The organism is Salmonella sp. NW1250 (genome assembly GCF_051812965.1).
GTDB lineage: Bacteria > Pseudomonadota > Gammaproteobacteria > Enterobacterales > Enterobacteriaceae > Salmonella > Salmonella enterica.
The window spans coordinates 1-23,721 of sequence record NZ_JAMNDD010000003.1 but is presented as its reverse complement, the minus strand read 5'-3'; the positions used below and the strand labels follow the sequence as shown (position 1 = coordinate 23,721).

Here is a 23,721-nt window from a genome sequence, read left to right as displayed (position 1 = left end):
TATGTTTTATTGCGCGCAAAGAGACATTTGCGTTAAAAATACGACATATTCGAAGGTATGACGACGAAAGCGGCGGGAAAATTGTAAACGTACACACGGGGACTTGCGAAAAACTGCCGTGGTGCTAATGTGAGCGCTCCAAATCCAGATTACTCCGATTTGGGGACTCTTTTGCCGTTCTGGCGTGTGTAACCGTTTTATCAAGGAACAAGCAGTATGCGTAAAATCGCATTTTTTCTTGCGATGCTTCTGATGCCGTGCGTCTCGTTTGCCGGTTTGCTGAGCAGCAGCAGCCCCGTCACGCCGGTCAGTAAAGAGTATAAGCAGCAGTTAATGGGCTCACCGGTCTATATTCAGATTTTTAAAGAAGAGCGCACTCTTGATCTCTACGTCAAAATGGGTGAGCAATACCAGTTGCTTGATAGCTACAAAATTTGCAACTATTCCGGTGGGTTAGGCCCGAAACGCCGTCAGGGCGATTTTAAAAGTCCGGAAGGGTTTTACAGCGTTCAGCGCAATCAACTCAAGCCAGACAGCCGTTTTTATAAGGCCATCAACATTGGTTTTCCCAATGCCTACGATCGCGCGCATGGCTATGATGGTAAATATCTGATGATTCACGGCGCCTGTGTTTCCGTCGGCTGCTATGCCATGACCGACAGCGGCATTGATGAGATTTTCCAGTTTGTCACCGCCGCGCTGGTCTTTGGTCAGCCGAGCGTGCAGGTGAGTATTTATCCGTTCCGGATGACCGACGCCAATATGCAGCGTCATAAATATTCATATTACAAAGATTTCTGGGCGCAGCTAAAACCCGGCTACGATTATTTTGAACAAACGCATAAGCCGCCAACTGTTTCTATCGTTGATGGGCGTTACGTCGTGAGCAAACCGTTGAGTCACGAAGTCGTTCAGCCACAGCTGGCCTCAAATTATACGCTCTCCGAGGCAAAATAACGCCCATTCGCCTGGCATAATCTTTTGCCAGGTTTCATTCCCCGTTAGCGGCTGGGTAGCAATCACGGTAACCACGTCATTTGGCGTGGTCTGTGAGCTGAAATCAATTTCCATATCCTGATCCACCAGCGTGGCTACGCCAAACGGCGCCCGGCGAGTGATCCAGTGCAAATGGGTTGAGCAAAACGCCATCACATATCGCCCATCTGACAGCAGCATGTTAAAAACGCCTTTTTCACGTAATACCGTCGCCAGTGTCGCAATATATTTAAATACCGCTGTCATGTTGCCCGGCGTGCGGGGATAACGCTGCGTTAATTTATACAATAGCCAGCAAAACGCTTTTTCGCTGTCGGTTTCCCCCACCGGACGAAAATTACCGGTTTCCAGCGACTTATAACCATTGAGCTGACCGTTATGAGCATAAGTCCAGTTGCGTCCCCATAATTCCCGGGTAAAAGGGTGCGTATTTTCCAGCGCCACTTCACCGCGATTAGCCTGACGGATATGGGCGATAACCGAGCAGGACTTGATCGGGTAATTCTGTACCAGTTTCGCAATCGGCGAATGGTAGCTCGGTTGCGGATCTTTAAACGTGCGACAGCCCTTTCCTTCGTAAAAGGTAATTCCCCAGCCGTCTTTATGCGGCCCGGTTCCGCCGCCACGCTGCACCAGTCCGGTGAAGCTAAAGCAGATATCCGTCGGCACATTGGCGCTCATCCCAAGCAGTTAGCACATACATCACCTCCACTAACGCCTTAAGCGGGAAGGCGTAATTTTTACAGCCAATCAAAAGTCTAAATATCAAAGAAAACAATATGCTATACCCTAAATAATTCGAGTTGCAGGAAGGCGGTAAGGGAGGAAATCCCCAGGAGCATAGATAACTATGCTCCTGGGGTTTCTGAGCGCAACCAACGCACCTGCAGCTTGAAGTATGACGGGTATAGTTATTTAACCATCTCTTTTTCGATCAACTGAATCAAAATATGAATCACTTTGATATGAATTTCCTGAATACGATCGGCATAACCGAAGTGCGGTACGCGAATTTCAATATCCGCCGTTCCCGCCATTTTGCCGCCGTCTTTGCCGGTCAACGTAATCACTTTCATGCCTTTTTCACGGGCCGCGGCAATCGCTTTAATCACGTTACCAGAGTTACCCGACGTCGAGATCCCTAACAGGACATCGCCTTCGCGCCCTACCGCCTCAACGTAACGAGAGAAAATATAGTCATAGCCAAAATCATTACTGACGCAGGATATATGGCTAACATCAGAAATCGCAATTGCCGGGTAGCCCGGACGATTTTCACGATAACGGCCTGTCAGCTCTTCAGCAAAGTGCATCGCATCGCAATGGGAGCCGCCGTTACCGCAGGAAAGTACCTTACCACCCGCTTTAAAACTGTCAGCCAACAGGACCGCCGCGCGCTGAATGGCGTGAATATTGGCGTCATCTTTTAAAAAATTAGCCAGCGTTTCCGCCGCTTCGTTCAGTTCGTTACGAATAAGATCCTGGTACATGAGGATATCCTTCAGCATGAATGTAAATGACAGTATGCAGTGTACCGGATAGCAGTACAGGCGAGAAGCATAAGCCGAATTAACGCCTCACGCTTTTGATTTTTCGTGCCCCCAAAAACGGCAACAATGTGAGCTTTGTTGTAATTATTTTGTAAACACATTGCTAAAAAATTTTACATCCACTACAACCTAATCATCACAAGTGGTCAGACCTCCTACAAGCAAGGGAGCTTTTCGTTATGATGATTTTGAGTATTATCGCTACGGTTGTTCTGCTCGGCGCATTGTTCTATCACCGCGTGAGTTTATTTCTCAGCAGCCTGATTCTGCTCGCCTGGACCGCCGCACTTGGCGTCGCTGGCCTGTGGTCCATCTGGCTGTTGGTTCCTCTGGCCATTATCCTCGTGCCGTTTAACCTCACACCGATGCGAAAATCAATGATTTCCGCACCGGTGTTCCGCGGCTTCCGTAAGGTCATGCCGCCGATGTCGCGCACTGAGAAAGAAGCGATTGATGCCGGTACAACCTGGTGGGAAGGCGATCTGTTCCAGGGCAAGCCAGACTGGAAAAAACTGCACAACTATCCGCAACCGCAACTCACTGCCGAAGAGCAAGCGTTTCTCGACGGTCCGGTAGAAGAAGCGTGCCGGATGGCGAACGATTTCCAAATTACCCATGAACTGGCGGATCTGCCGCCGGAACTGTGGGCTTATCTGAAAGAGCATCGTTTTTTTGCGATGATCATTAAAAAAGAGTACGGCGGGCTGGAGTTCTCCGCTTATGCGCAGTCCCGTGTACTGCAAAAACTGTCCGGCGTCTCCGGAATTCTGGCTATCACCGTCGGCGTTCCAAACTCACTCGGCCCTGGCGAGTTGTTGCAGCACTATGGTACGGAAGAGCAGAAGAATCACTATCTGCCGCGACTGGCGCGCGGCCAGGAGATCCCCTGCTTTGCGCTGACCAGCCCGGAAGCAGGTTCTGATGCAGGCGCCATTCCGGATACCGGCGTGGTTTGTATGGGCGAATGGCAGGGCCAGCAGGTGCTGGGTATGCGCCTGACCTGGAACAAGCGTTACATTACGCTGGCGCCGATAGCTACCGTGTTGGGTCTGGCGTTTAAGCTTTCCGATCCGGATAGATTGTTAGGCGGAGAAGAAGAGCTGGGTATTACCTGCGCCCTGATCCCCACCTCAACGCCGGGTGTGGAAATTGGTCGTCGTCACTTCCCGCTTAACGTTCCGTTCCAGAATGGCCCAACCCGCGGTAACGATATTTTCGTGCCTATTGATTATATTATCGGCGGCCCCAAAATGGCCGGACAGGGCTGGCGTATGCTGGTGGAATGTTTGTCGGTAGGACGCGGTATTACCCTGCCGTCCAACTCCACTGGCGGGGTGAAATCCGTCGCGCTGGCAACCGGCGCCTATGCTCACATTCGTCGTCAGTTCAAAATTTCTATCGGCAAGATGGAAGGTATTGAAGAACCGCTGGCGCGTATTGCAGGTAACGCTTATGTGATGGATGCCGCCGCATCGTTAATCACCTACGGCATTATGCTGGGCGAAAAACCGGCGGTACTGTCGGCTATCGTGAAGTACCACTGCACCCACCGCGGCCAGCAGTCCATTATCGACGCGATGGATATCACTGGGGGTAAAGGCATTATGCTGGGCGAGAGCAACTTCCTGGCGCGTGCTTACCAGGGCGCGCCTATCGCGATTACCGTGGAAGGCGCGAATATCCTGACCCGTAGCATGATGATCTTTGGTCAGGGCGCCATTCGCTGCCATCCTTATGTACTGGAAGAGATGGCCGCAGCGCAGAATAATGATGTGAATGCCTTTGATAAACTGTTGTTTAAACATATTGGCCATGTCGGCAGCAATACCGTCCGCAGTTTCTGGCTTGGCCTGACCCGCGGATTAACGAGCCATACGCCAACCGGCGACGCCACGAAGCGTTATTACCAGCATCTGAACCGACTGAGCGCAAACCTGGCGCTGCTGTCTGACGTGTCAATGGCGGTACTGGGCGGCAGCCTGAAACGCCGCGAGCGTATCTCCGCGCGTCTGGGCGATGTGTTGAGTCAGCTTTATCTGGCCTCAGCCGTACTGAAGCGTTACGACGACGAAGGTCGCCACGAAACCGACCTGCCGCTGGTACACTGGGGCGTACAGGATGCGCTGTATCGTGCTGAACAAGCGATGGACGATCTGCTGCAGAACTTCCCGAACCGCGTCGTGGCCGGATTGCTCACCGCGATGATCTTCCCGACTGGCCGTCATTATCTGGCGCCGTCTGATAAGCTGGATCACGCCGTGGCGAAGATCCTGCAGGTGCCGAACGCCACACGTTCACGCATTGGGCGCGGTCAGTATCTGACGCCCGCCGAACATAATCCGGTCGGTTTACTGGAAGAAGCGCTGCGTGATGTCATCGCTGCCGACCCTATCCACCAGCGCATCTGCAAAGAACTGGGTAAAAATCTGCCGTTTACTCGTCTGGATGAACTGGCGCGCAATGCGCTGGCGAAAGGGCTTATAGATAAAGATGAAGCCGCCATCCTGGCGAAAGCGGAAGAGAGCCGCCTGCGCAGTATCAACGTTGATGATTTTGAACCTGAAGCGCTGGCGACCAAACCGGTAAAGCTGCCGGAGAAAGTGCGTAAAGTCGAAGCCGCATAATCAGTCTCGCGTCTTTCCTGCCCCGCTTTCGCGGGGCTTTTTCTTGCCGCTTTTTTATTATTGCTCATGCTACAGTGTAAAGACGCTGTTCAATGAGGAGCTCCGATCGTGTCTGGTTTGAAAATTACTCTGTTGCAACAACCTTTAGTCTGGATGGACGGCCCGGCAAACCTGCGTCATTTTGACAGACAGCTAGAGCTCGTATCTGGCCGGGATGTGATTGTTCTGCCTGAAATGTTTACCACCGGCTTCGCGATGGAGGCCGCTAATAACTCACTTTCGCAAGATAGCGTGATTACGTGGATGCAGGCCAAAGCCCGACAAACTGACGCTCTGATTGCCGGCAGCGCGGCGCTACAAACTGAGCGCGGCGCCGTAAATCGCTTCTTACTGGTTGAACCGGAAGGCAAGGTTCATCTCTATGATAAGCGCCATCTGTTTCGTATGGCGGATGAACATCAACATTATGCCGCAGGCGATAAACGCATCATCGTGCAGTGGCGCGGTTGGCGCATTCTGCCGCTGATCTGTTACGATCTGCGCTTTCCGATATGGTCGCGCAACCGCAATGATTACGATCTGGCGCTGTATGTAGCGAACTGGCCCGCGCCGCGCTCGCTACACTGGCAAACATTACTGACGGCGCGCGCTATTGAAAATCAGGCTTATGTCGCAGGCTGCAACCGGGTTGGCACCGATGGTAACGGGCTACATTATCGCGGCGATAGCCGGATCATTAATCCCCAGGGCGACATTATCGCCACCGCCGAACCACACCAGGCGACACGTATCGATGCCGATCTTTCTCTCGTCGCCTTGCAGGACTATCGCGAAAAATTTCCAGCCTGGCGCGATGCCGATCCATTCACCTTGTAAGCAACCTGCCGCTCACCGCGGCGGGATTGTTTCACTCCGTAACTCTCCGTAAAACAAATTCGCGTGGCGTAATGTGGCAGGCAACGTATTCTGACTAAGAGCCTATCCCATTAGGGCTATTTTACTTGCCATTTTGGACCTGGGCAGTGCTCAAAATCCTCACGTACTACGTGTACGCTCCGGTTTTTGCGCGCTGTCCGTGTCCAAACTGGCTGCGCCAATAACGCCTACTGGGATAGGCTCTAAGATAATTGCTCGCCATTCGTGGGTAATAAAAACGGTTAATCACTCCCTTATCAGGATATCTTCATGAAAAACTTTGTACGCACAACTTTACTGGCAGCGACTCTGGCGGGCGTTTCTTTTGGCGCTTTCGCCACCGCTGTTCCTAATCCTCCCCTGCCCGCCCAGGATCCTATTGTCCAGCATCTGAAGCTGACAAACGATCAGATTACCCGGATCAAAAAACTTCACCAACAACTGGAAACCGACGTCAGTCAGATTTCTATGAAGGGAATTAAAGACGGTGCGCTGATAGAGGTAATTAAATCCGGTAAATGGGATGACGCCGCCGTAAAACAGCAGCTTGCAGCCTTCAGTAACATAGAACAACAGGCTCGCTATTATCGGGTTAAATATTATTTTGATTTAAGCAAAGTCTTAACACCAGAACAGCGTCAACAGGTACAACAAGATCTCGCCCAGGCACTTGAGTAAATATTTTTGCCCGTTATTTCTGGATAACGGGCTTTATCCAGGACAGGTACAAATTCATCTTCATCTTTTTCTTACAACATCGCTCTATCTCACACTACCCGTTACATAACGTAGAAGTGAAACCGTACGTGGGGCTGGCATACGTTGGGCAATTTGGCGAGGAGATGGATTTCCATACCGACGATTATCGTATTGTTATTTAAAATCTTCATCTCATTTTTTACCCGCTTACAGAAAACCCTGCGTTACAATAGACCGTTTTTTGGGCTTCGTTTATGTAATCGTTATATCACACCCTATACCGTGAAACTTGTCTTTTAGCCCAATATTAAGGCAGGTTCTGAAATGAAAAACTTTTTCGCAGTCTGCATCATTCCCCTTGTGGTAGCCTGGTCCGCTACTGCATCAGCAAAAGAAGGGATCTATATCACCGGGAAAGCGGGGACATCCGTAGTCAATGTCTATGGAATCAACTCAACCTTCAGCCAGGATGAGATAGTCAATGGTCATGCAACGTTACCTGACCGTACCAAAGGCGTTTTTGGCGGCGGGGTTGCTATCGGTTATGACTTTTATGACCCATTCCAGCTTCCAGTACGTTTAGAACTGGATACCACTTTCAGAGGTGAGACGGATGCTAAAGGCGGGCAGGATATTATTGCATTTGGTCAGCCAGTACACATAAATGTAAAAAATCAGGTCCGAATGACCACTTACATGGTTAATGGTTATTATGATTTTCACAATAGTACGGCATTTACACCCTATATCAGCGCAGGTGTTGGCCTCGCTCATGTGAAGCTAAGTAATAACACCATTCCTGTTGGTTTTGGTATTAATGAAACTCTGTCTGCTTCAAAAAATAACTTTGCCTGGGGCGCAGGTATCGGTGCAAAATATGCTGTAACAGATAATATTATGATTGACGCCAGTTATAAATACATTAATGCCGGCAAAGTAAGCATTTCAAAAAATCACTATGCTGGTGATGAACATACCGCTTATGATGCAGACACAAAGGCTGCCTCCAATGACTTCATGCTCGGCATTACTTACGCCTTTTAAACACTATCGGTAAAATAGCTGGTCCTGTGGGTTCCCGAAGGCGCAATGGAGGATATCAGTAATGAATACTCCTGCGCCTTCAGAAAATCGTTGAACAGGTGCAACCTGGCGCCATTTTTCAGTACACTGCAACGTTTCTGGTATGGGCTTAACTTCCGGCTGCCCAAAAACAGCCCCGTCCTGTTTCCGGGTATTATCATTTCCGTCAGTCGGCATCATGTTTTGTATTGGGCACCGTCAAAAGACGACTGGCTGACCAGTCGCATATCTCGATGCCTCAATTCAGTCATCATCATGTGGGTTTAAGTCAGGAACGTATCAAAACCATTCCAAACGGGTTAATCATCATTCAGAAAATCAATTTGTGGGCGATTATTCCATTTATCTTCAATAAAAGACAGAAAGCGTTGAAATAAAGGAGAATAATACTGACGATGACGCCATACAAGATAAATGGGGAGATCTGGAACCCTCCATTCAGGAAGTATAATTTCAAGTTCATTATTTTTTAAGTATTTGGTGGCAAGCCAGGCCGGAGTCATGAGGTTGATACCCTTTCCTTCTAAAACCAAATTAAGAACACTCAAAAGATTATTGGAAGATAAATGAACATTAACAGCGCCACTAATAGTGTATGATTCATCTTGACGGAAAAGAGTAAGAGGTCCGGAAAGACCATGGTTGTGAAGACCCACAATAATGTGATTTTCCAAATCGCCAGGATGTGAGATCCTGCCATATTTTCTGATATATTTCGGACTCGCACAAAGAACCAACTTTAAAGGGCTTATCTTTCGATACACGAGATCCTCACTTTCGATTATGCCACTTTTAAAAACCAGCTCATCAAACTCCAGGGATTTACTAAAAAAATCGCTACGCTCTCGTGAATCCAGGTAGATTTTTGTATCCGGATAGCTAGCTGTAAATTCCCATATCCACTTATTGGCAAGAAACTCACAGACAATAGCCGGAGCCGAAAATTTTATACTCCCTCTGATAATTTTATCCGGATTTCGCAATTCATCCAGCAAGGACTGAAAGGAAGATGTTATCCTTTTCATGCTTGCATAGGCTGTCTGACCAGCTCCAGTCAGTTCTAAGTGATGTGAATCGCGCCGAAGTAAAGTAACCTCAATAGAATTCTCAAGGCGGCTAAGCGATTTACTGACAGCAGAAATGCTAATATCTAATTCCCGCGCAGCCCGGGAAAGATTCCCTACTTCCGCCACTTTAATAAATATCATCCAGTCTCGCATACCACGATTATTGATCAGTTCCATCATTATCTTCCGTTGATAAAAGAAATTCTTATATTAAAGGAGCTATCAACGACTTACTGATGCGTCATTGTGTGCCTCAATGTCCTTGATATCATCTTAATAAAAAATCTATTGGCTGCAAAATAGCATCTGAATCGATCATGATTTTGCATCCATCTCCGGTTACTAATTGAACCTGTTTACCACTCAGTGTAAATACCCTATCTCAGAAGTGATCGTCAAGGTTGTCGCCGAACCAGATCTCAATAATAAAGTGGTTCATTGTCATGCACCCGTTCTGCAAAGGCATTCTCCTTTTCTGTGACGCAGTCTGGAGCACATTAATTGCATCGTTCACCTAACAAAGTATCCCGTGGAAACAAGCAAAACATCGCCAGATTATTCTTACTTGCATACCCCCCACCCGGCTCGATATTATTTGTGAAAGTGGAGGAAACAGAACAGACGGTTTAAATAAGACGCTTACTCAAAACATAAACCTATGTGCAGGCTCCTCTCATTTCGTCACGTCGCTGATATCCAGCTTTACTGGTGCCAGGGGAAGATATCTGCGCAAGGCAATAATTCCGGCGCAACAACAACCACTCCCGCTGGGCCTCTGTACATTCAAAATCTCCCATGACCAAAAGCCAGCGGGTAGAAGCCCTGCGCCAGTGACCTGCTGCCTCCAGATTCTGCGCAACCGGGTCTATCACGGCCTCCGGTGTTATCTTATTTCTGCTCAAAATCAGCACCATCATTTGGGATATAGCCTACAACCCCTGCCCGCCGATGATGGGGGAGGATTCGGTATGCAGCACTTTCATCCTGGTCTCCGGCTCAGTCAGCTATCCGACGTGCCCCCTTATGCCGGGCCAGCAGCGAAGAAAATCCGGGCGTGGTGTGATAAAACAGACGACGTTTCAGCCAGCCCACATTCTTTCGCTCCTTTGTGTTGATACGACCAATACGCTGTGAACCGATGACTGGATTGTTCATACGCCTTTCTGTGGTATACAGGTATGTGAACCCCAGCTCTTCAGCCACATGAATATAGTCAGAACAATACCAGCCCTCAGGCCAGCACAGATGCTGACTGCAATAACCCAGCATCTCCCTCATCCGCTTACGACTAAGAAGAATATCGACACGAAGCAAATCCGACGGATTACGGGACACAGGTTTCTGGTCCCAGCGTCGGTGGGTGTGCGTGTGCGAGTGAAACTCAACAAGGCCACTGAGGTGCATCTCCCGGACCTCTGACCAGCGCAGCATGACCTCATCAGCCCGGCCTTGTTTAACCAGCATCTGACACTCATCATGAGAGTACACCGGTTCGCCTGCAGGAATACGGACCGGTCCGTCACTGATCAAACTGGTCACAAGAAAGAGATGCGCATGCAGATTAAACTCCTGCAGCACCGGAAAAACCTGCAACCAGTTATCCAGCCAGCCGCCATCAAAGGTCAGCATGACGCTTTTACGAGGCAATCTTGCACCATGATAAAAAGCTTCCACCTCTGCAGCGGTAACGGTCTTCCAGCCAGATTCAGCCAGCCATTTCATCTGCGCCCGGAACGTACGGGGAGATAAGGTTATCTGTCCGGGTTTATCACTGACATGGTGATACATTAATACCGGTAAATGTCGTGCATAAGACATATGCTTTATTCCTTTATGTAAAAAATAAATTATTTTTACGCCTGAGGGGACAAGAAAAAGCCCCCTAAACATAAAATCTTAAATATCACATATGAATACCTGACAGATAAACAAACCTTATACCAGGGGCTTATAAAGCCCCGCTCACAAAAGAGTGAATCAAACAAATCCACAAAACAGAAAATAATAAAGGCATCAGTGTCCGTTAAATTATTTTACGAAACATAATATTCCTCTCCCTACAAAAAAAGATGAATTTCAGATTTTAAAATGAATCAGCAATTGATTTTTCTGCAATGAAGATTGCTAACCATATTTACCTTGAGTAAATTTTCAATACATCCTCGAGCCTGATATACAGTATTCGCCTTATTCACTGATACAGGAAGTATGAGTGGAACAGATGTCTACGTATTCTCCTGCGCCAATGCACAGGCCTTAAAATCCAGCGTCCAGGTGTCCGCAGGCACTTCCTGATTACCATCAACGACCACACTGAAACTGGCGTTATCTGCAGCGGTTCTTAAAATGGCGCCACGACCATTCACTGTATCTGGTTGCCACCCCTCACCCTCCAGGCGAACCTGAATGTGATGGCGAGGATCCTGTTGCCCGCTCAGCAGCAATACGGTAGGCGTGTTACCCGCCTTTTGCTCATCGCTCCATACCCGAAACCCGCTGTGACTGCCGTGATAAGTCACCCAGCCTTGCGCAAGCACCATCCCATCTGGCACGTGCCCAGCCCGAAAGTAAGTCCCTACACGTAGCGTTGTCTGAAGTTTTTCTGCGGCGTTCGCTATCGGCATCAAGCTACTGGCAGCGACCAGTAAGCTTACGCTATAGATAACCGTTTTCACTCGCTGTATTTTCATCCACATTATTCTCTCCTTCAGAATCGGCTATCTGCAGAGACCGCTCATTTGATACAAGCCCGCGATTCCCTTGTGGGCAGGTAGCTGGTAGTTAACCCGACATTGCTGTGCTCCCCATTTCACCGTCAGTTCGCCCTTATCCGCCAGACCAGTGAGATAAACCTGGCTATCAGTATCCACCAGATCAGCGCTGCCATCCTGCCCATTGACTATAACCTGCGCCCCGAAAGGAATGGCGCTACCATCTTCCCGTTTCAGCGTCATCAGTGCCCTGGCCCCGATGCGAGTGTGAAACTTCGCTTCCACCACCGCCCCTTCGGTTGGCACCACGCGCACATCGGTTTGTGTGACCTCTGCGTCATCCGGTAGTTGCGACGGATCGAGGCTGACTGTATTCTCCTGATAGACGCTCAGGTTGCCCACTGTGGTGTCGCCACGAAAATCCGTCTTAACGCCAGGCCAGCCGCCAACTGGCACCCCCGAGGCCCCTGGCGCTTCAACCAGCGCCACTGAGCCTTGCAAAGGTTGCCCCAGCGTCACACCATGATGGTGGATAACTATACCTCCCGCGATATTGACTCCCATCTGGCGCATCGCCCGGCTGTAGCTATAGTCACCACCTAACAGGCCGTAAGCCCCATTCCATGCCAAGTGCAATGCGCTGTTATTACCACCACCTGGCGGGGCATCGGCACGGTAACTCTGACGCACCTCCCAATCCAGTTGCTGACTGAATGCCTCTCCGTTGACCCCCACTTGTTGCGTCTGACCACCGTGTGATGGTGAAGTCATCTGCCAACTAGCACTTACATTATTCCCCGTCCAGCGGCTTAATGGCATACTGAACCACAGGCTGGTTATGTTCTCTTTACGGTGCGCGCCATTGCGCCACAGCGTTCTGTTTTGATTCCAGTTCAATGACAGCGAGCCCCCTCCGATAGAGGTTCCCCAACTCAGTCCGTAGCTGTCATCATGACCGGGGCGATTACGCCAGTCGGTACGGGAACCGGTTAAACTCAGATTGCCCAAATGCCTCCCCCATAACTGACTCAACATCAGGGTGGTACGCGAGCTCGGCTGCAAATTATCTCGCCACGACCATAGACGGTTGCCATCATGTCGATAACTGTCGAGCACATCGGATAAGGTGTTATAGCCCTGCGAGGCATACTGCCATCTCGTCAGAAAAAAATTTGTCCCCGTCGCAGTCAGCTGGTTGCTGTAACGCAGTCGCCAGGAGGCTCCTTGCTGTACCGCCTCCCCCTGACGCTGACTGTGTGTGTCGCTTCCATCGACAGATAAACTCCCCCACCGCCCGAGAGATCCCCCCAAACCAAGCGATGCAGCTTGATAGTGCGTTGCACTCTGTATACCGCCGTATGCAGTGAGGTTCCACGGCAGACCATACATCAACGTAGCCTGCGCGATCTGCGCCTTATCCGTTGCAGAGTCTGACGATCGGTATCGGCCCGCCAACAGGCTGTACTTCAAATATCCCTGGTGCAGTGCTATCGCCGGGGTCTGATACGGCACCACAAACATTTGTGTACTGCCATCGGCCTCCCACACGGTGACATGCAGATCACCACTACTGTCTGTTACCGACAGATCCCGCAGTGCAAACGGTCCGGGCGCCACGGTGGTGTTGTAAATGGTGTAACCATTCTGTTTGACCTCCACCCGAGCCTGCGTGCGGGCAATCCCACGCACTACCGGAGCAAACTGCCGCTCACTGTAGGGCACCATGTTGTCATCCGATGCCAACATCACACCGGTAAATGGCACACTATCAAATATCTCCCCCTGCGAAGTCTTTTGCCCCAGAGTCAGACGACTTTTTAGTGAGTACAGTCCACGCTCAGCATAGGTATATGCTGCCTGCCACTTCCCCGACAGTTGACTACTCCGCTGCCAGCTGGTCGCATTGCGGACACGCCACGCACCTATATTGATTCCCGGTTGCAGTTGTACCCAGGAAGAGTTGTCACGCCCCACCATATCCATTTTGTAATCCGTCTGCGTTGTCCTCGCACTGTAGTTCATCAGAAACGCCGGAATACCATCATCCCAAAGATCTTCTGGAGCGATCCCCTTAAATTCCGGACGCAACGCCAACTGCGGAATACTCAGTTGCAGTTGCTGATTATTGATATCCAGTACCGCTTTAGCCTGTGGAATGGCGGTCAGATCCGCACACTCATCTGGGGTCTTTGCTGCTTTCCACAACTGAGGGTAATCTTCCGTTTTTACGCCGTAGCGTGAAAGCTGACTGACCGTCAAACAAGAAGCCAGAAAAGGCGTTCCTTGCCCATCCTTTTCTAATTTGAACACCACATCACGGGTGTCGACACGTTTACCATTCACCATTACGTCCACTCGATAAGTCCCTGGCTGTTGTACCCCCTGGTTAAAGAGCGACATATCAACCCCTTTCGCTGCATCGCCCAACATTGATGCATCGAATGTGTAAGTGTGCGCATTTGCGCAGTGAACCACTCCCGCGATAAACAGTAGCAAGGCAGGATGTTTGAACTTCATATTCTGCCGCTAAGCCCCTGGATTTATTTAAGGACGTAGTGGAACGGATGACTTTCACCACCAAAGTCTGTAATAACGCTCCACTCGATATCACCACGAGTGCCACCTGGCATATTTAGTGTTTTGTCAGCAAAGGGGGGGATATACTCAAGCCCTGTAATGGGCTTTCCCCCTACTGTGACGGAGGCTAAATTCATGTAAAACGGGGTGGGGTTCTCCACCTTAAGTTTGTTGCCCGTCTCCACCCATCTTAAATTTCCTGCAACATCTTCCGGCGTCCCCTTCACGGCATCCGGGCGGAAAATCAGCTTATCACAGACGTTGATGGACAAATTGAGGTCAAGGGTCGCGCCCTTAGCCTGTGTATCCGACGGTTCATTTTCGGGTGGTACCGCCTTTACACAGACCCACTGTAAAGTTTCACGATCCGTTGGCATGTCACCACCAGTACGGACAATACGCAGTTGACTCTGCTGGTTCGCTTCTAAACGAAATAGAGGCGGCATCACCAAAAAGGGAGCAGGCGAACTTTTGTCTGCTGCTTTGACTGAAGACTGAACCAAAATAGGGTAATTCTGCGGGTTGCTCACCGAGAGCGTGGCTCCAGCTGTACCAGCGTGATAAATCACCCGTGTAGCCCCCAGCTTCACGCTGAATGATTTAGTGTTTAAATTTAATTTCTGCTCAGAGGCATACACTGGAGGAGTTATAGAATTAGAGACGAATAAAACAGCCGCCATTACACCAAAACTAATAATTTTCATATTACAAGTTATAAAAAAAAGTATGACTTGATATTTATTGCGCCTTAATAAGGCGCAATAAAAGTTGTTTACTATTAAGCTTGATACTCCGCTATGTGTAGCGTCACTGGATAAGTATCAGCCTTTACCGTTTGTGATCCAGACAATTTCACAGCGACTTTATCTGCCATGTCATATACCCACCACTTATGCGAAGCACCATCCACTAATGAACCTTTATTGGCACAGCCTCCCCCCCCAAAGGTAACTTTAATGGTATTACCACTTTTACCAGTTACCGTCCACACATCGCTGTCGTTGCCCACTACTTCAGGTTTAGAATAATCTCCCGTTACCGCGTATTGTTTGCTCGAACCGCTTACCAAAAGCATAGCAATAGCCTCATCACCCTTATGAGGCCCTGCCACCAAGCCAGACACTGGAGTAAGCTGTGCTTGTAGTTGTCCAGGATTACTGAAATTTACATCCGCCGACACGCCAGTGCTTGTATTCGGCACGAGCGAGCCGGCATAACAACTAGCAGCCATAATGCTTAATGCACTTGCGATAATTAAATTTTTTATGTTTTTCATCGGAAATCCACCTTTTCAAAATCCCCCAGACATCAAGAATGAATAATGTCATACCAAAATTCACCGTACAGAAAAGCCTGTAGCTGGGAATACTTTAAGACTTAATAATACTTAATAGAAGTTGCTTACTATTAAGCTTGATATGCCGCTATGTTTACAGTCATTGGGAAGACATCAGCTGGGATGTTCTGATCTCCAGCTAGTTTAACACCAAGTTTGTCGTTAATATCATATATGATCCACTGATGCCCATTGTAATTTACATTCCCCTTTGGTGAGGTTGTCTCACCATAGAAATACACTTTGATTCCTTTGCCAGTATTTTTACCATATAAAGTCCATGTATCGCCATTCATGACATCCTTTGCCTTAAAATCCGCTGAGATCGCGAATTGTTTAGCAGCAACAGAACTAACTGCAATAGTCGCAATCTCCGTATTAGACTTAATCACCCCAGCCTTTAAGCCCGCCACTGGAGCAAATGTTACGCTCAACTGCTGGGGAGAGACAAAGCCAATATCCACTGAACTTTGTTGCTCTGAGCCCACCACGATTGAACCAGCATAACAACTAGCAGTTATCATGCTCAACACGCTTGCGATAATTAATTTTTTTACGTTTTTCATTGAAAAGAAACCTCTTTAAAACTAAGTTAAAATTGCACATCCAGAATGTTATGATGCCATAACATAATTTTACCATATGGGAAAATCCGTGACTGGTAATAACAACTTGTACTTATTGGTATTTGTTACCAATTCAAACAAGTAATGTCATAAAAATCTATATATCAGAGCACCTCTTAATCTGAAAAAAATTGCGTTATTGCCAATATAACCAGCATTGATGTTAACATCGTATTGTCAGGGTGGAATAGAATGCCAGTCAAAAAGCAATTATACCTTCCATTTACATTCAAGTGATAACATTACAATGAAACCCACCACACTGGGTGTGGGAAACTTATCTTCGAAGAGAGGATAATTATCAGGCATCGTTGCAACATTGTTTATATTTAAACATACATCTCCTACATCTCCTAACTCGATGGTAAGATTATTAGTTAACTTTTCCTCGCAGGGAAGATCTTTAATGGAAAACCTTGTTTTCCGAAACGGAAAAGCAATTATAACGCTCCAACGAGAGTCTCAACACTAAGAGCTGACTGACACAGGCCAGACTGATTATACAGGAATGAAAAAGCTCTCCCCTTCCTTTCAGTTCTTGCTGGATTATGCAAACGTCGCACCACCTCCCCGTGAACATGGCACATTAATTTGAAGCAACTCTCATCCGGTATCGCTTTTCAGTGCAGCGAAATTCATCGCAGGTGCCCCTGTAAATAGACCCGTTTTAGTTCCATGCATGCCAGATAATGTTGTTAGCGGTATTCCTCCGGTATCATATTGTTCCGCGATTCATGTGGACGTTCGCAGTTATATTCTGATAACCCTTTATCCGTAATTTCCCGCACCTCATTCAGCGTTCTGAACAGATAAGAATTGAGTATTTCTGTACGGTATGTCCGGTTAAAGCGCGTGATGAAAACGTTTTTCTTCGGCTTACCCGGCTGGATAAACGCCAGCTTTACTGCATGTTTCTTTGCCCATTCAGCCAGTGCCAGCGAGATAAATTCCGGTTCCTTATCCATACGCAGCATGGCCAGATAACCGCGGTTGCTGTAATCCTGTCGAGTACACGGACCACTCGCAGAGCTGGCAGATTCAGATCGATTTCAATCGACAACGCTTCACGATTACAGTCATCAACAACATTGAACGTGCGAAAACGACGCCCACAGACCAGCTCTGGTTCAGCGCTTCCGGCGTGACCAGTGGCGAGGGATTGCGTACCGGCAGCCGTTGTTTACCCTTACGGCGAAAATTCAGCTTGAGCAGACAGTAAATACGGTGGAGCCTTTTGTGATTCCACGCGTATCCCTGCCGCCGTATCCAGACTTCCAGTTGTCCCTGGTGGCTTCAGAAATACCGGCCTCCCGGTAGACATCTTTAACAGTCTGTCCGGATTCGACTGATCTAATCACAGCGATGATCTGGTGCGCAGTAATACGGGCTTTACGCACAGCGATCTCCTGCGTTGGCAGATTGATTATGTCGGATGATCTCTAAATGTGAATGGCTCGATTATGCGGGATACTTACATACTCACGCGTTGAGAGACTTTCAGTTCGTTTGTACGGTGAATAGATGCCGCAGGCGGGGTTTATTAACGGGATGCCCGTCAAGGTGCGGGTAATGAGGGATTGCATCGTGATTACGCCGCAGCATACCCGCGGACTCTTTGGCTGTATTGAAGGGATGGGTGTAACCCGCATTAATAAACGGAATGCAGAACAGTGGTTAAAAAAATTTCTGGGGGCGCTGAACAATACCGGAGATATTCCGGTGATTAAACGTAAAAGAACGGAACAGGAGTTAATGAGTAATTGATAATAAAAAGCCGGGAATAGATAACCCCTCCGGCTTTTACACATTATTCATCCGGTTCCAGATGTTTTATTTCAATCCTTTTGGTTTTATTTCTGGATGTTTTTCATATAATGGATTCATTATTTTAATAAGCATTTCACCCATGATAAAACCAACCGCTTCTCGATATACCTTAAATTCATCCTCATCACAACGGGACTGAACAACAGCAACAGATTCATCAAGCTCCTTACCGAATCTCAACATTAAATCACTAATTAATATAGCTGTATCCTTATCGTTAACCATACTTATTCCTGTAGTAAAAACATCAACAGCATTGATTTTATTTGCATTCGTTAACACAATTCCAGCAAGCAAATCCGTTACTTTTTGTAGGTAAAGGCATAAATGAGCATTCACTAACGCAATTATTTTCAACCATTTTTCATCTTAATAACTTGCCAGAATCACCTCTATCAGCACCACAAGTAATAAGGCCAAGAGGATCACTATCTGTAATAGGATTCAGCGGAGAATGATATCGGTTCCATCCCTCTTTCAGCCCTATTGGATCTGCGTAATATACCTTCCCAGTCCCGGATTATAGAAACGATGCTAGTTATAATACAGCCCCAATTCTTCATCGCATTGGGATAGGCTCTAACTGGAGTTATCACACGTTAATGTAATTTAATTACCTCCCCATGTTTCCCCGCATCATCCGTAAACATTGCTTGCAAGCATATTTTTTGTCCATCATTTTTAATATAGTTAAATTCTTCAATTAAAGAATAGTTAATATAGTCCACTCTATAATATAACTCCACGGATTTTGAATTAATGACATTACTATATTGAAGTTTTCGCCCTTTAAATTCACCGAGTATTTTCATTTTAGTTCCCATAACTGTTAAAAAATCTTTTCTCGCAGTGGCATTTTTGAAAGAGTCACATGACAAATCATATATCTCAGCATACTCCCCTTTATTATAAAGAGAAAAAAGCTTATCAACTTCTTCTTTCACAACTTCTCGAATAGCGCTATCATTTTTAATATTCTCTCTACCTAACCATGTAAAAAATAGAATAACGAACAACACAATCAACACCATAAATAGTAACGATAGAAAAAATCTATTTCTTTTCACTTGAATTCACCTGATAACCAATCATATTCCTTATCCATCAGATCGAAAATCTCCGATAGACACCTCGAATGCCGGAAGCATGTGAGTTCCCCCTAGTCTCCAAATCCGGGTTCCATACTCACACCTTTTGTATATTTATAACTATCATTTTGATCACAAGCATCTGTATAAGCCATTCCCGCAAGAAGTGCCTCCATAAGAATCCCCTCCAGACTCTGATATTCCTGGTAATAAATCAGCATCAGGGGCTGATATTGTGAATAACAAACCAGCAGAAGTACCTGTACCGCTATGATCACACAATGAATAATACGCACAAACCTCTCTTTCCTTTGGGGGTGTGTACTCCAGCTCCAATTGCCCCGCCATCTGCTCTGGCGTCAGCCTCCCGTAACAGTCATACCGGTACAGTTACTACATATCTTCCGTGATGCGGTTATCCGCCTATAATGATTTCCCGGCTTTTATTCAACGAAGGATTAATAATTTCATGTACAGTCTCTGATATTCTTTACTCAGAGTTATCAGCCTATCCCCCAAAATAAATCACATATTATCTTGATTATTTTTTTAAGATTATCTCTAAACATCCCTCTTTTCGATAAATTGGCATATAATACCCATATTATCGCGATTATACTTCCAATAATAAAGATCAACATGGATATTTTATTAATCATATTCATCAAACATCAATGTCCCTATCTTTTTGATGAAATTCATTGGAGAATCCATCATGTTATGGAATTTCTCTTTATACAAATCGCTAATTGATGGCTCATCTGGATCGTCAAACTGTTCACTATAAGGCAATACACCTAATAAATTTCTCCAGCTCCTATCCTTGTCGGTTTCATTAAGTGATTCTGATAATCATAAATTTGCCCTGTTATATGAAGCAGTTGCCAATTTGATATTCCACGCCCCCATGCCAGAGAAACATTGCCCACTGGAGACAATATAACCAATCCATCAGCAGCAATACCTATCCCGAGTTTGGCTACCCCACTTGCGTGCAATCTTGCAGAATTAGCCATATTTAAACTAGCCGTTAACATTTTTGCCGGATTAAATGGAAGACTATCCAGACTATTATTAGTCTCATCTATCATGCGACTACATAATTCACATGTAAACAATCCCAGCGGATCTGTATCTGTGACGGGATTCAACGGATAGTGGTAAGGATTTAATCCCCCTTTCAGCCCTGTCGGGCCTGACTGACGAACCTGCCACACTCCGGTGCATAATATCTGAACAGATTTTAATGCAGGCCCGTTTCATCGTCAAAATACGGCCCCGGCAGCCGGTTGCTCATCACTGGCCGGGGAGAGGGGGGCACAGTGCCAGGATGTCGCGCCCATACTCACTCACCCTGAGCTCCACAATCAGCCAGCATCCGGCGGAGAATTAAGAATTTATTTAGTCAGCAAATATGAATGCCTCCGGCGCCAGCGTCCGCCACATCAACAGCGAAACCTGCATGACCACCTGTTACTCACAAATCCCCAGCGGCGACTGCCAGGAAGAAGCGGGATTTGAGACCGGGCGCAGCGTGACGGTGAAGATTTCGGACGGGTGTATTGTGCTAATGGCGGACGGTAACGAGGTGCAGAAGCTGTGCGAACAGCTTTATCAGGCTGAACAGGTAGTTAAGGGGATGTGGGACGTGATTGTTTAGTGGACTGACCGGGGATTAATAATAAAAGAGGTTTGAGAATATCTCTCGGACCAATATACTAACGACCACCATATATAGAGATGACTTCTTTAGTCTTTACGTTTATGTTAACATTTACCTCTTTAACCTCAATACCACCAGAACCTATATCCATCCAGTTATCTTGAGTGATTTCCTCTGATAAAAATGTAATAGTATAGAACTCTACATTTTCTGTTTTACGGATAATAGGATTGAAAATCAAATAAAAATTTTCCACATCGTATAATTTACTCCACTCACTATTTTTAATTGCTATAATTGCATTAAATAAGAACGGAGTTAATTCTTTATCAATCTCAAGAACACAACGATTTTTTCTATTCATCAGATCTCCCCCCGCACCTTATAACGGTACCGCATCATCAGGGCCGCTGACTCTACCAAAAATCTTCCAGAACCCGCCACTTAGCGCTCCTAAAGCATCAGTATAGCCAGGATAATAACCATTTGCCTGATTATGAATAAATATATCTTTTGAAGAAAATTGATCACTATCATGATAATCTCCTGCCTTATTCGTCCGGTTAAAACCCGCATCTGAATAATCGCCGTGCGTGTGATATTGCCCGACTGGTGTAGAACCTTTGGGTAAACCACCTGCGGAGTCTTTAAATGTTGGTGCTGTTCTGCTGGTTCCTAAACGACCACGTGTATATCCGTAAGAACCATCTTTAGCTCTAAATATAACTCCGCCGTACTCTCTGTTTTTAAATATGGACATCGGATTATATTTACTTAGAGCAGATCTCGCAGCATCATCCGCACTTGAAAAACCTGAACATGATTTCCTTAATCCGAGGGGATCGATCCAACTTAACGGATTCGGCGCATACGCATATAAGTTTATTCCGCCCCTCAGCGAGATTGGATAAGGATAGTGGATCTAATCAGATTGTGGAACATAATGTCAGTTTTGTATGTAAATGACAAAAAACACTGCATCATAGTTCATATGCTATCGTCTTACTCTAATCAGCATTCCATCTTTATGAGTATTATTCTATCCATTAACCGATGGGTAATATCATAGGGCAAAAAAACAATCAGTCATTTTTTCATCATGCTGATACTTTCATCAACCGCATATGACACCCAAGATCTTCCATTTACACTACAAGTCTCGGTACAACTTCATCCCTGCGCTTAACGTATTTATAACTAGTCTCTCAAAAAAGTCATAGAAGTTATCACTAAATTTATAGAGAGGCCCACTTACATTCTCAGCATTTATATCAAATTTTTGTAAATCATCTTCCGAGTGTAAATGAGTCCTATCCCAATAATAAACGCCTTTCTTTTCACCTTCACATACTAAGACAAAGTAGTTTCCTCCCGGGTCGGAGCCGATAATAAATGCATTGCTTATGAAATCTATCTCGTCGAGATATTCATTATTCTGGTAAACTAATTCATCGTTTCTATTTGAAATTCCGTATCCGAATAACGCATAAAAGGCAATGGCCCCATCATCAACAGAATCATAGTCAAATTCACAAAAATCAGGCTGCTTAACAACAAACCCGTTATACCGAGACAGAAAATCCTTATAGTCATCGGGAAATGATAATGAAAAATTTTTTTCCAGATCTCTAATTTGGTTTTCGGCTAAACCATTACCACATGAAACAGGCATATGCACTCCACATTTACAAACATTTATTTCTAATATTTGAGACACCACCCCGATGGGTAAATCTACTATGTATGTCTTTAGGAACTTCTTGCATGGTGACTCCGTTTTGATGATGATGCCAAGTATTAACTTCCAAATCGGCAGCCCCTTTGGGAGCTAAAGCATTGGCTTTGCCAAAATCTCCTGATGGACCCAAGCGGTGATTCCCTTTTAAATCGGGGACATCAACATGTTGCACCTCATAAGGACTGAAGTCTGGATATCCATCCGGATACCTCACTACATTGCCATATTTATCTTGATATACCCATGTCTGACCATCAATCTCCTGCCAGATACTTCCTCCCTTATCTAACCATTTATCCGTTAATGGAGAATTCAACGGCTTGCCGATCAAACCCCACGGATCAATCCAGCTTAACGGATTCGGTGCATATTGGTAGAGGTTAATACCTCCATTCAGCCCAATCGGATCCTGACTGACGAACCTGCCACACTCCGGTGCATAATATCTGAACAGATTGTAATGCAGCCCCGTTTCGTCGTCAAAATACTGCCCCGGCAGCCGCAGCGGCTGGTGAAAGTACGCCCCGCTGTTGCTGATGTCCGCCGCATTCTCTCCAAACCCCCTGATATACCCCGCCCACACCAGCGTTCCATCTGCCGCCGTCACCTCCTGCGGCGTGCCCGTCACATCCGTGTGGTAATACCACACCTGCCTGCTTTCTCCCTTTCCCGTCACGCTCGCCACCGGCGTGTACGGCTGTTCCGCATCGTACAGATAGGTCCGCCAGCCCTGCTGCTGCACGTTCTCCTGCAACAGCCTGAACCCCTCCCACACAAAGTCCGTCCGGCTCCGCGCCGTATGGCCCGTGTGCCGCCCGTACGTCGCCTTGCGGATTCGCCTCCCCAGCGCATCGTAGCCGTAGTGCGTCTCCGTGTTGCCGCTGATGACCCGCGTCAGCTGCCCCTGCGCGTTCCACTCCAGTTGCTGGTCGCACCGCGTGGTCAGCTCGCCCCACTCGTTATAACCGTAACGGTCACGACCACAGCCCGGCAGCCGGTTGCTCATCACCGCTCCCTGCCCTTCGTTATCCAGCAGGTTGCCCGCCTTATCGTAATAATAACGGTCGTGGTCATACATCTGACCTGAGCGTCCGGTCAGGTAACCGCTTCTGTCATAGCTGTACACCACGCTGCCACGCAGGCTGTCGTCAATCGTGCCCACCTCGCCGTGGTTGTTCCAGTAATAGTCCCTCGACGTCACGCAGCCCTGCCGCGCCGGGC

23 protein-coding genes and 8 pseudogenes are annotated in these 23,721 nt (G+C 47.1%); 7 read left to right on the top strand and 24 right to left on the bottom strand.

From position 1 onward, the window contains the following. Window positions 1-216 precede the first annotated feature (216 nt). Window positions 217-957 (top strand): peptidoglycan meso-diaminopimelic acid protein amidase, encoded by a 741-nt coding sequence (gene dpaA / locus NBA72_RS05690; protein WP_001225658.1) that lies wholly within the window; start codon window positions 217-219, stop codon window positions 955-957. Here the strand turns inward: dpaA and NBA72_RS05685 are convergent. Further along, window positions 928-1,677: a class II glutamine amidotransferase gene (locus tag NBA72_RS05685; RefSeq protein ID WP_042948208.1), complete on the bottom strand. Its 750-nt coding sequence runs from the start codon at window positions 1,675-1,677 to the stop codon at window positions 928-930. The genes dpaA and NBA72_RS05685 overlap by 30 nt on opposite strands. A 230-nt stretch (window positions 1,678-1,907) precedes the next feature. Then, a complete protein-coding gene (gene lpcA / locus NBA72_RS05680; RefSeq protein WP_000284051.1) occupies window positions 1,908-2,486 on the bottom strand; it encodes a D-sedoheptulose 7-phosphate isomerase in 579 nt (192 codons plus the stop codon). Between the two features lie 239 nt (window positions 2,487-2,725). Here lpcA and fadE point away from each other — a divergent pair, with 239 nt between their 5' ends. From fadE to pagN, 4 genes are all read left to right on the top strand, one after another. Then, complete coding sequence (gene fadE / locus NBA72_RS05675) at window positions 2,726-5,170, top strand: acyl-CoA dehydrogenase FadE (protein WP_042948209.1); 2,445 nt, start codon at window positions 2,726-2,728, stop codon at window positions 5,168-5,170. A 108-nt stretch (window positions 5,171-5,278) separates the two neighbouring features. Next, window positions 5,279-6,046: an amidohydrolase gene (locus NBA72_RS05670; protein ID WP_000015789.1), complete on the top strand. Its 768-nt coding sequence runs from the start codon at window positions 5,279-5,281 to the stop codon at window positions 6,044-6,046. A gap of 309 nt (window positions 6,047-6,355) precedes the next feature. Beyond that, entirely contained in the window at window positions 6,356-6,763 is a 408-nt protein-coding gene (locus NBA72_RS05665; RefSeq protein ID WP_000788200.1) for a Spy/CpxP family protein refolding chaperone, read from the top strand. Window positions 6,764-7,108: 345 nt separating this feature from the next. Beyond that, complete coding sequence (gene pagN / locus NBA72_RS05660; RefSeq protein ID WP_000787605.1) at window positions 7,109-7,828, top strand: adhesin/invasin protein PagN; 720 nt, start codon at window positions 7,109-7,111, stop codon at window positions 7,826-7,828. A 3-nt stretch (window positions 7,829-7,831) separates the two neighbouring features. Here pagN and NBA72_RS05655 read toward each other — a convergent pair whose 3' ends face one another. The 11 genes and pseudogenes from NBA72_RS05655 to NBA72_RS05605 form a co-directional block, all read right to left on the bottom strand. Next, window positions 7,832-8,047 (bottom strand): hypothetical protein, encoded by a 216-nt coding sequence (locus tag NBA72_RS05655; RefSeq protein ID WP_001575654.1) that lies wholly within the window; start codon window positions 8,045-8,047, stop codon window positions 7,832-7,834. Between the two features lie 119 nt (window positions 8,048-8,166). After that, window positions 8,167-9,114 (bottom strand): LysR family transcriptional regulator, encoded by a 948-nt coding sequence (locus NBA72_RS05650; protein WP_000970302.1) that lies wholly within the window; start codon window positions 9,112-9,114, stop codon window positions 8,167-8,169. 496 nt (window positions 9,115-9,610) lie between these two features. After that, window positions 9,611-9,848, bottom strand: a pseudogene (locus NBA72_RS05645) (PerC family transcriptional regulator); the annotation flags it as partial. A gap of 82 nt (window positions 9,849-9,930) precedes the next feature. Then, window positions 9,931-10,752, bottom strand: coding sequence for a polysaccharide deacetylase family protein (locus tag NBA72_RS05640; protein WP_000119391.1), 822 nt, complete (start codon window positions 10,750-10,752; stop codon window positions 9,931-9,933). 407 nt (window positions 10,753-11,159) lie between these two features. Continuing rightward, window positions 11,160-11,630: an AfaD family invasin gene (gene afaD / locus NBA72_RS05635; RefSeq protein WP_000266936.1), complete on the bottom strand. Its 471-nt coding sequence runs from the start codon at window positions 11,628-11,630 to the stop codon at window positions 11,160-11,162. 21 nt (window positions 11,631-11,651) lie between these two features. Beyond that, window positions 11,652-14,162 carry a fimbrial biogenesis outer membrane usher protein gene (locus NBA72_RS05630; RefSeq protein WP_042948212.1) on the bottom strand — a complete coding sequence of 837 codons (2,511 nt, stop codon included), beginning with the start codon at window positions 14,160-14,162 and terminating at the stop codon, window positions 11,652-11,654. A gap of 23 nt (window positions 14,163-14,185) precedes the next feature. Continuing rightward, entirely contained in the window at window positions 14,186-14,926 is a 741-nt protein-coding gene (safB, locus tag NBA72_RS05625) for a pili assembly chaperone SafB (RefSeq protein WP_000691917.1), read from the bottom strand. 74 nt (window positions 14,927-15,000) lie between these two features. Continuing rightward, window positions 15,001-15,498: a Saf-pilin pilus formation protein SafA gene (locus tag NBA72_RS05620; RefSeq protein ID WP_042948215.1), complete on the bottom strand. Its 498-nt coding sequence runs from the start codon at window positions 15,496-15,498 to the stop codon at window positions 15,001-15,003. Between the two features lie 131 nt (window positions 15,499-15,629). Further along, window positions 15,630-16,124, bottom strand: a complete 495-nt coding sequence (locus tag NBA72_RS05615; RefSeq protein WP_042948217.1) for a lipoprotein — start codon at window positions 16,122-16,124, stop codon at window positions 15,630-15,632. Between the two features lie 755 nt (window positions 16,125-16,879). Further along, window positions 16,880-17,450, bottom strand: a pseudogene (locus NBA72_RS05610) (integrase core domain-containing protein); the annotation flags it as partial. After that, a complete protein-coding gene (locus tag NBA72_RS05605; RefSeq protein WP_239644047.1) occupies window positions 17,384-17,542 on the bottom strand; it encodes a transposase in 159 nt (52 codons plus the stop codon). The gene NBA72_RS05605 and the pseudogene NBA72_RS05610, both read right to left, overlap by 67 nt. Before the next feature lie 91 nt (window positions 17,543-17,633). Between NBA72_RS05605 and NBA72_RS05600 the strand changes: the two are divergent. Then, window positions 17,634-17,948 (top strand): annotated as a pseudogene (locus NBA72_RS05600) (SymE family type I addiction module toxin). A gap of 66 nt (window positions 17,949-18,014) precedes the next feature. On the opposite strand, the gene NBA72_RS05595 reads toward NBA72_RS05600, so the two are convergent. From NBA72_RS05595 to NBA72_RS05570, 6 genes and pseudogenes are all read right to left on the bottom strand, one after another. Further along, the gene (locus tag NBA72_RS05595; protein WP_077917538.1) at window positions 18,015-18,293 is read right to left on the bottom strand and encodes a hypothetical protein; all 279 of its coding nucleotides are present in this window, start codon (window positions 18,291-18,293) and stop codon (window positions 18,015-18,017) included. Window positions 18,294-18,423: 130 nt separating this feature from the next. Continuing rightward, a pseudogene (locus tag NBA72_RS05590) lies at window positions 18,424-18,581 on the bottom strand (RHS repeat-associated core domain-containing protein); the annotation flags it as partial. Window positions 18,582-18,610: 29 nt separating this feature from the next. Then, complete coding sequence (locus tag NBA72_RS05585) at window positions 18,611-19,078, bottom strand: sugar tyrosine-protein kinase (RefSeq protein ID WP_042948221.1); 468 nt, start codon at window positions 19,076-19,078, stop codon at window positions 18,611-18,613. Window positions 19,079-19,170: 92 nt separating this feature from the next. Further along, on the bottom strand, window positions 19,171-19,395 hold the full coding sequence (locus NBA72_RS05580) for a hypothetical protein (RefSeq protein ID WP_001538166.1): 225 nt from the start codon (window positions 19,393-19,395) through the stop codon (window positions 19,171-19,173). Window positions 19,396-19,896: 501 nt separating this feature from the next. Next, the gene (locus NBA72_RS05575; protein ID WP_129369132.1) at window positions 19,897-20,190 is read right to left on the bottom strand and encodes a hypothetical protein; all 294 of its coding nucleotides are present in this window, start codon (window positions 20,188-20,190) and stop codon (window positions 19,897-19,899) included. A gap of 24 nt (window positions 20,191-20,214) precedes the next feature. Continuing rightward, window positions 20,215-20,387, bottom strand: a pseudogene (locus tag NBA72_RS05570) (RHS repeat-associated core domain-containing protein); the annotation flags it as partial. Window positions 20,388-20,513: 126 nt separating this feature from the next. Between NBA72_RS05570 and NBA72_RS05565 the strand changes: the two are divergent. Then, the gene (locus tag NBA72_RS05565) at window positions 20,514-20,759 is read left to right on the top strand and encodes a hypothetical protein (protein WP_023216760.1); all 246 of its coding nucleotides are present in this window, start codon (window positions 20,514-20,516) and stop codon (window positions 20,757-20,759) included. A 58-nt stretch (window positions 20,760-20,817) separates the two neighbouring features. Here the strand turns inward: NBA72_RS05565 and NBA72_RS05560 are convergent, their stop codons facing one another. The 5 genes and pseudogenes from NBA72_RS05560 to NBA72_RS05540 form a co-directional block, all read right to left on the bottom strand. Continuing rightward, window positions 20,818-21,126 (bottom strand): hypothetical protein, encoded by a 309-nt coding sequence (locus NBA72_RS05560; RefSeq protein WP_023216761.1) that lies wholly within the window; start codon window positions 21,124-21,126, stop codon window positions 20,818-20,820. A gap of 18 nt (window positions 21,127-21,144) precedes the next feature. After that, window positions 21,145-21,669, bottom strand: a pseudogene (locus NBA72_RS05555) (DUF4329 domain-containing protein); the annotation flags it as partial. Window positions 21,670-21,912: 243 nt separating this feature from the next. Beyond that, window positions 21,913-22,434 (bottom strand): SMI1/KNR4 family protein, encoded by a 522-nt coding sequence (locus tag NBA72_RS05550; RefSeq protein WP_023203424.1) that lies wholly within the window; start codon window positions 22,432-22,434, stop codon window positions 21,913-21,915. A gap of 13 nt (window positions 22,435-22,447) precedes the next feature. After that, a pseudogene (locus tag NBA72_RS05545) lies at window positions 22,448-22,525 on the bottom strand (hypothetical protein); the annotation flags it as partial. Window positions 22,526-22,777: 252 nt separating this feature from the next. Beyond that, window positions 22,778-23,721: pseudogene (locus NBA72_RS05540) on the bottom strand (RHS repeat-associated core domain-containing protein); the annotation flags it as partial.

What these genes read in the sequence shown, in the direction of transcription:
- NBA72_RS05640 (WP_000119391.1), bottom strand. Translation starts at nt 10,752, where the DNA reads ATGTCTTATGCACGACATTTACCGGTATTAATGTATCACCATGTCAGT.
- lpcA (WP_000284051.1), bottom strand. Translation starts at nt 2,486, where the DNA reads ATGTACCAGGATCTTATTCGTAACGAACTGAACGAAGCGGCGGAAACG.
- NBA72_RS05655 (WP_001575654.1), bottom strand. Translation starts at nt 8,047, where the DNA reads ATGATGCCGACTGACGGAAATGATAATACCCGGAAACAGGACGGGGCT.
- pagN (WP_000787605.1), top strand. Translation starts at nt 7,109, where the DNA reads ATGAAAAACTTTTTCGCAGTCTGCATCATTCCCCTTGTGGTAGCCTGG.
- NBA72_RS05630 (WP_042948212.1), bottom strand. Translation starts at nt 14,162, where the DNA reads ATGAAGTTCAAACATCCTGCCTTGCTACTGTTTATCGCGGGAGTGGTT.
- NBA72_RS05685 (WP_042948208.1), bottom strand. Translation starts at nt 1,677, where the DNA reads ATGAGCGCCAATGTGCCGACGGATATCTGCTTTAGCTTCACCGGACTG.
- NBA72_RS05615 (WP_042948217.1), bottom strand. Translation starts at nt 16,124, where the DNA reads ATGAAAAACGTAAAAAAATTAATTATCGCAAGCGTGTTGAGCATGATA.
- fadE (WP_042948209.1), top strand. Translation starts at nt 2,726, where the DNA reads ATGATGATTTTGAGTATTATCGCTACGGTTGTTCTGCTCGGCGCATTG.
- dpaA (WP_001225658.1), top strand. Translation starts at nt 217, where the DNA reads ATGCGTAAAATCGCATTTTTTCTTGCGATGCTTCTGATGCCGTGCGTC.
- safB (WP_000691917.1), bottom strand. Translation starts at nt 14,926, where the DNA reads ATGAAAATTATTAGTTTTGGTGTAATGGCGGCTGTTTTATTCGTCTCT.
- NBA72_RS05550 (WP_023203424.1), bottom strand. Translation starts at nt 22,434, where the DNA reads ATGCCTGTTTCATGTGGTAATGGTTTAGCCGAAAACCAAATTAGAGAT.
- NBA72_RS05665 (WP_000788200.1), top strand. Translation starts at nt 6,356, where the DNA reads ATGAAAAACTTTGTACGCACAACTTTACTGGCAGCGACTCTGGCGGGC.
- afaD (WP_000266936.1), bottom strand. Translation starts at nt 11,630, where the DNA reads ATGTGGATGAAAATACAGCGAGTGAAAACGGTTATCTATAGCGTAAGC.
- NBA72_RS05575 (WP_129369132.1), bottom strand. Translation starts at nt 20,190, where the DNA reads ATGATAGATGAGACTAATAATAGTCTGGATAGTCTTCCATTTAATCCG.
- NBA72_RS05620 (WP_042948215.1), bottom strand. Translation starts at nt 15,498, where the DNA reads ATGAAAAACATAAAAAATTTAATTATCGCAAGTGCATTAAGCATTATG.
- NBA72_RS05650 (WP_000970302.1), bottom strand. Translation starts at nt 9,114, where the DNA reads ATGATGGAACTGATCAATAATCGTGGTATGCGAGACTGGATGATATTT.
- NBA72_RS05560 (WP_023216761.1), bottom strand. Translation starts at nt 21,126, where the DNA reads ATGAATAGAAAAAATCGTTGTGTTCTTGAGATTGATAAAGAATTAACT.
- NBA72_RS05565 (WP_023216760.1), top strand. Translation starts at nt 20,514, where the DNA reads ATGAATGCCTCCGGCGCCAGCGTCCGCCACATCAACAGCGAAACCTGC.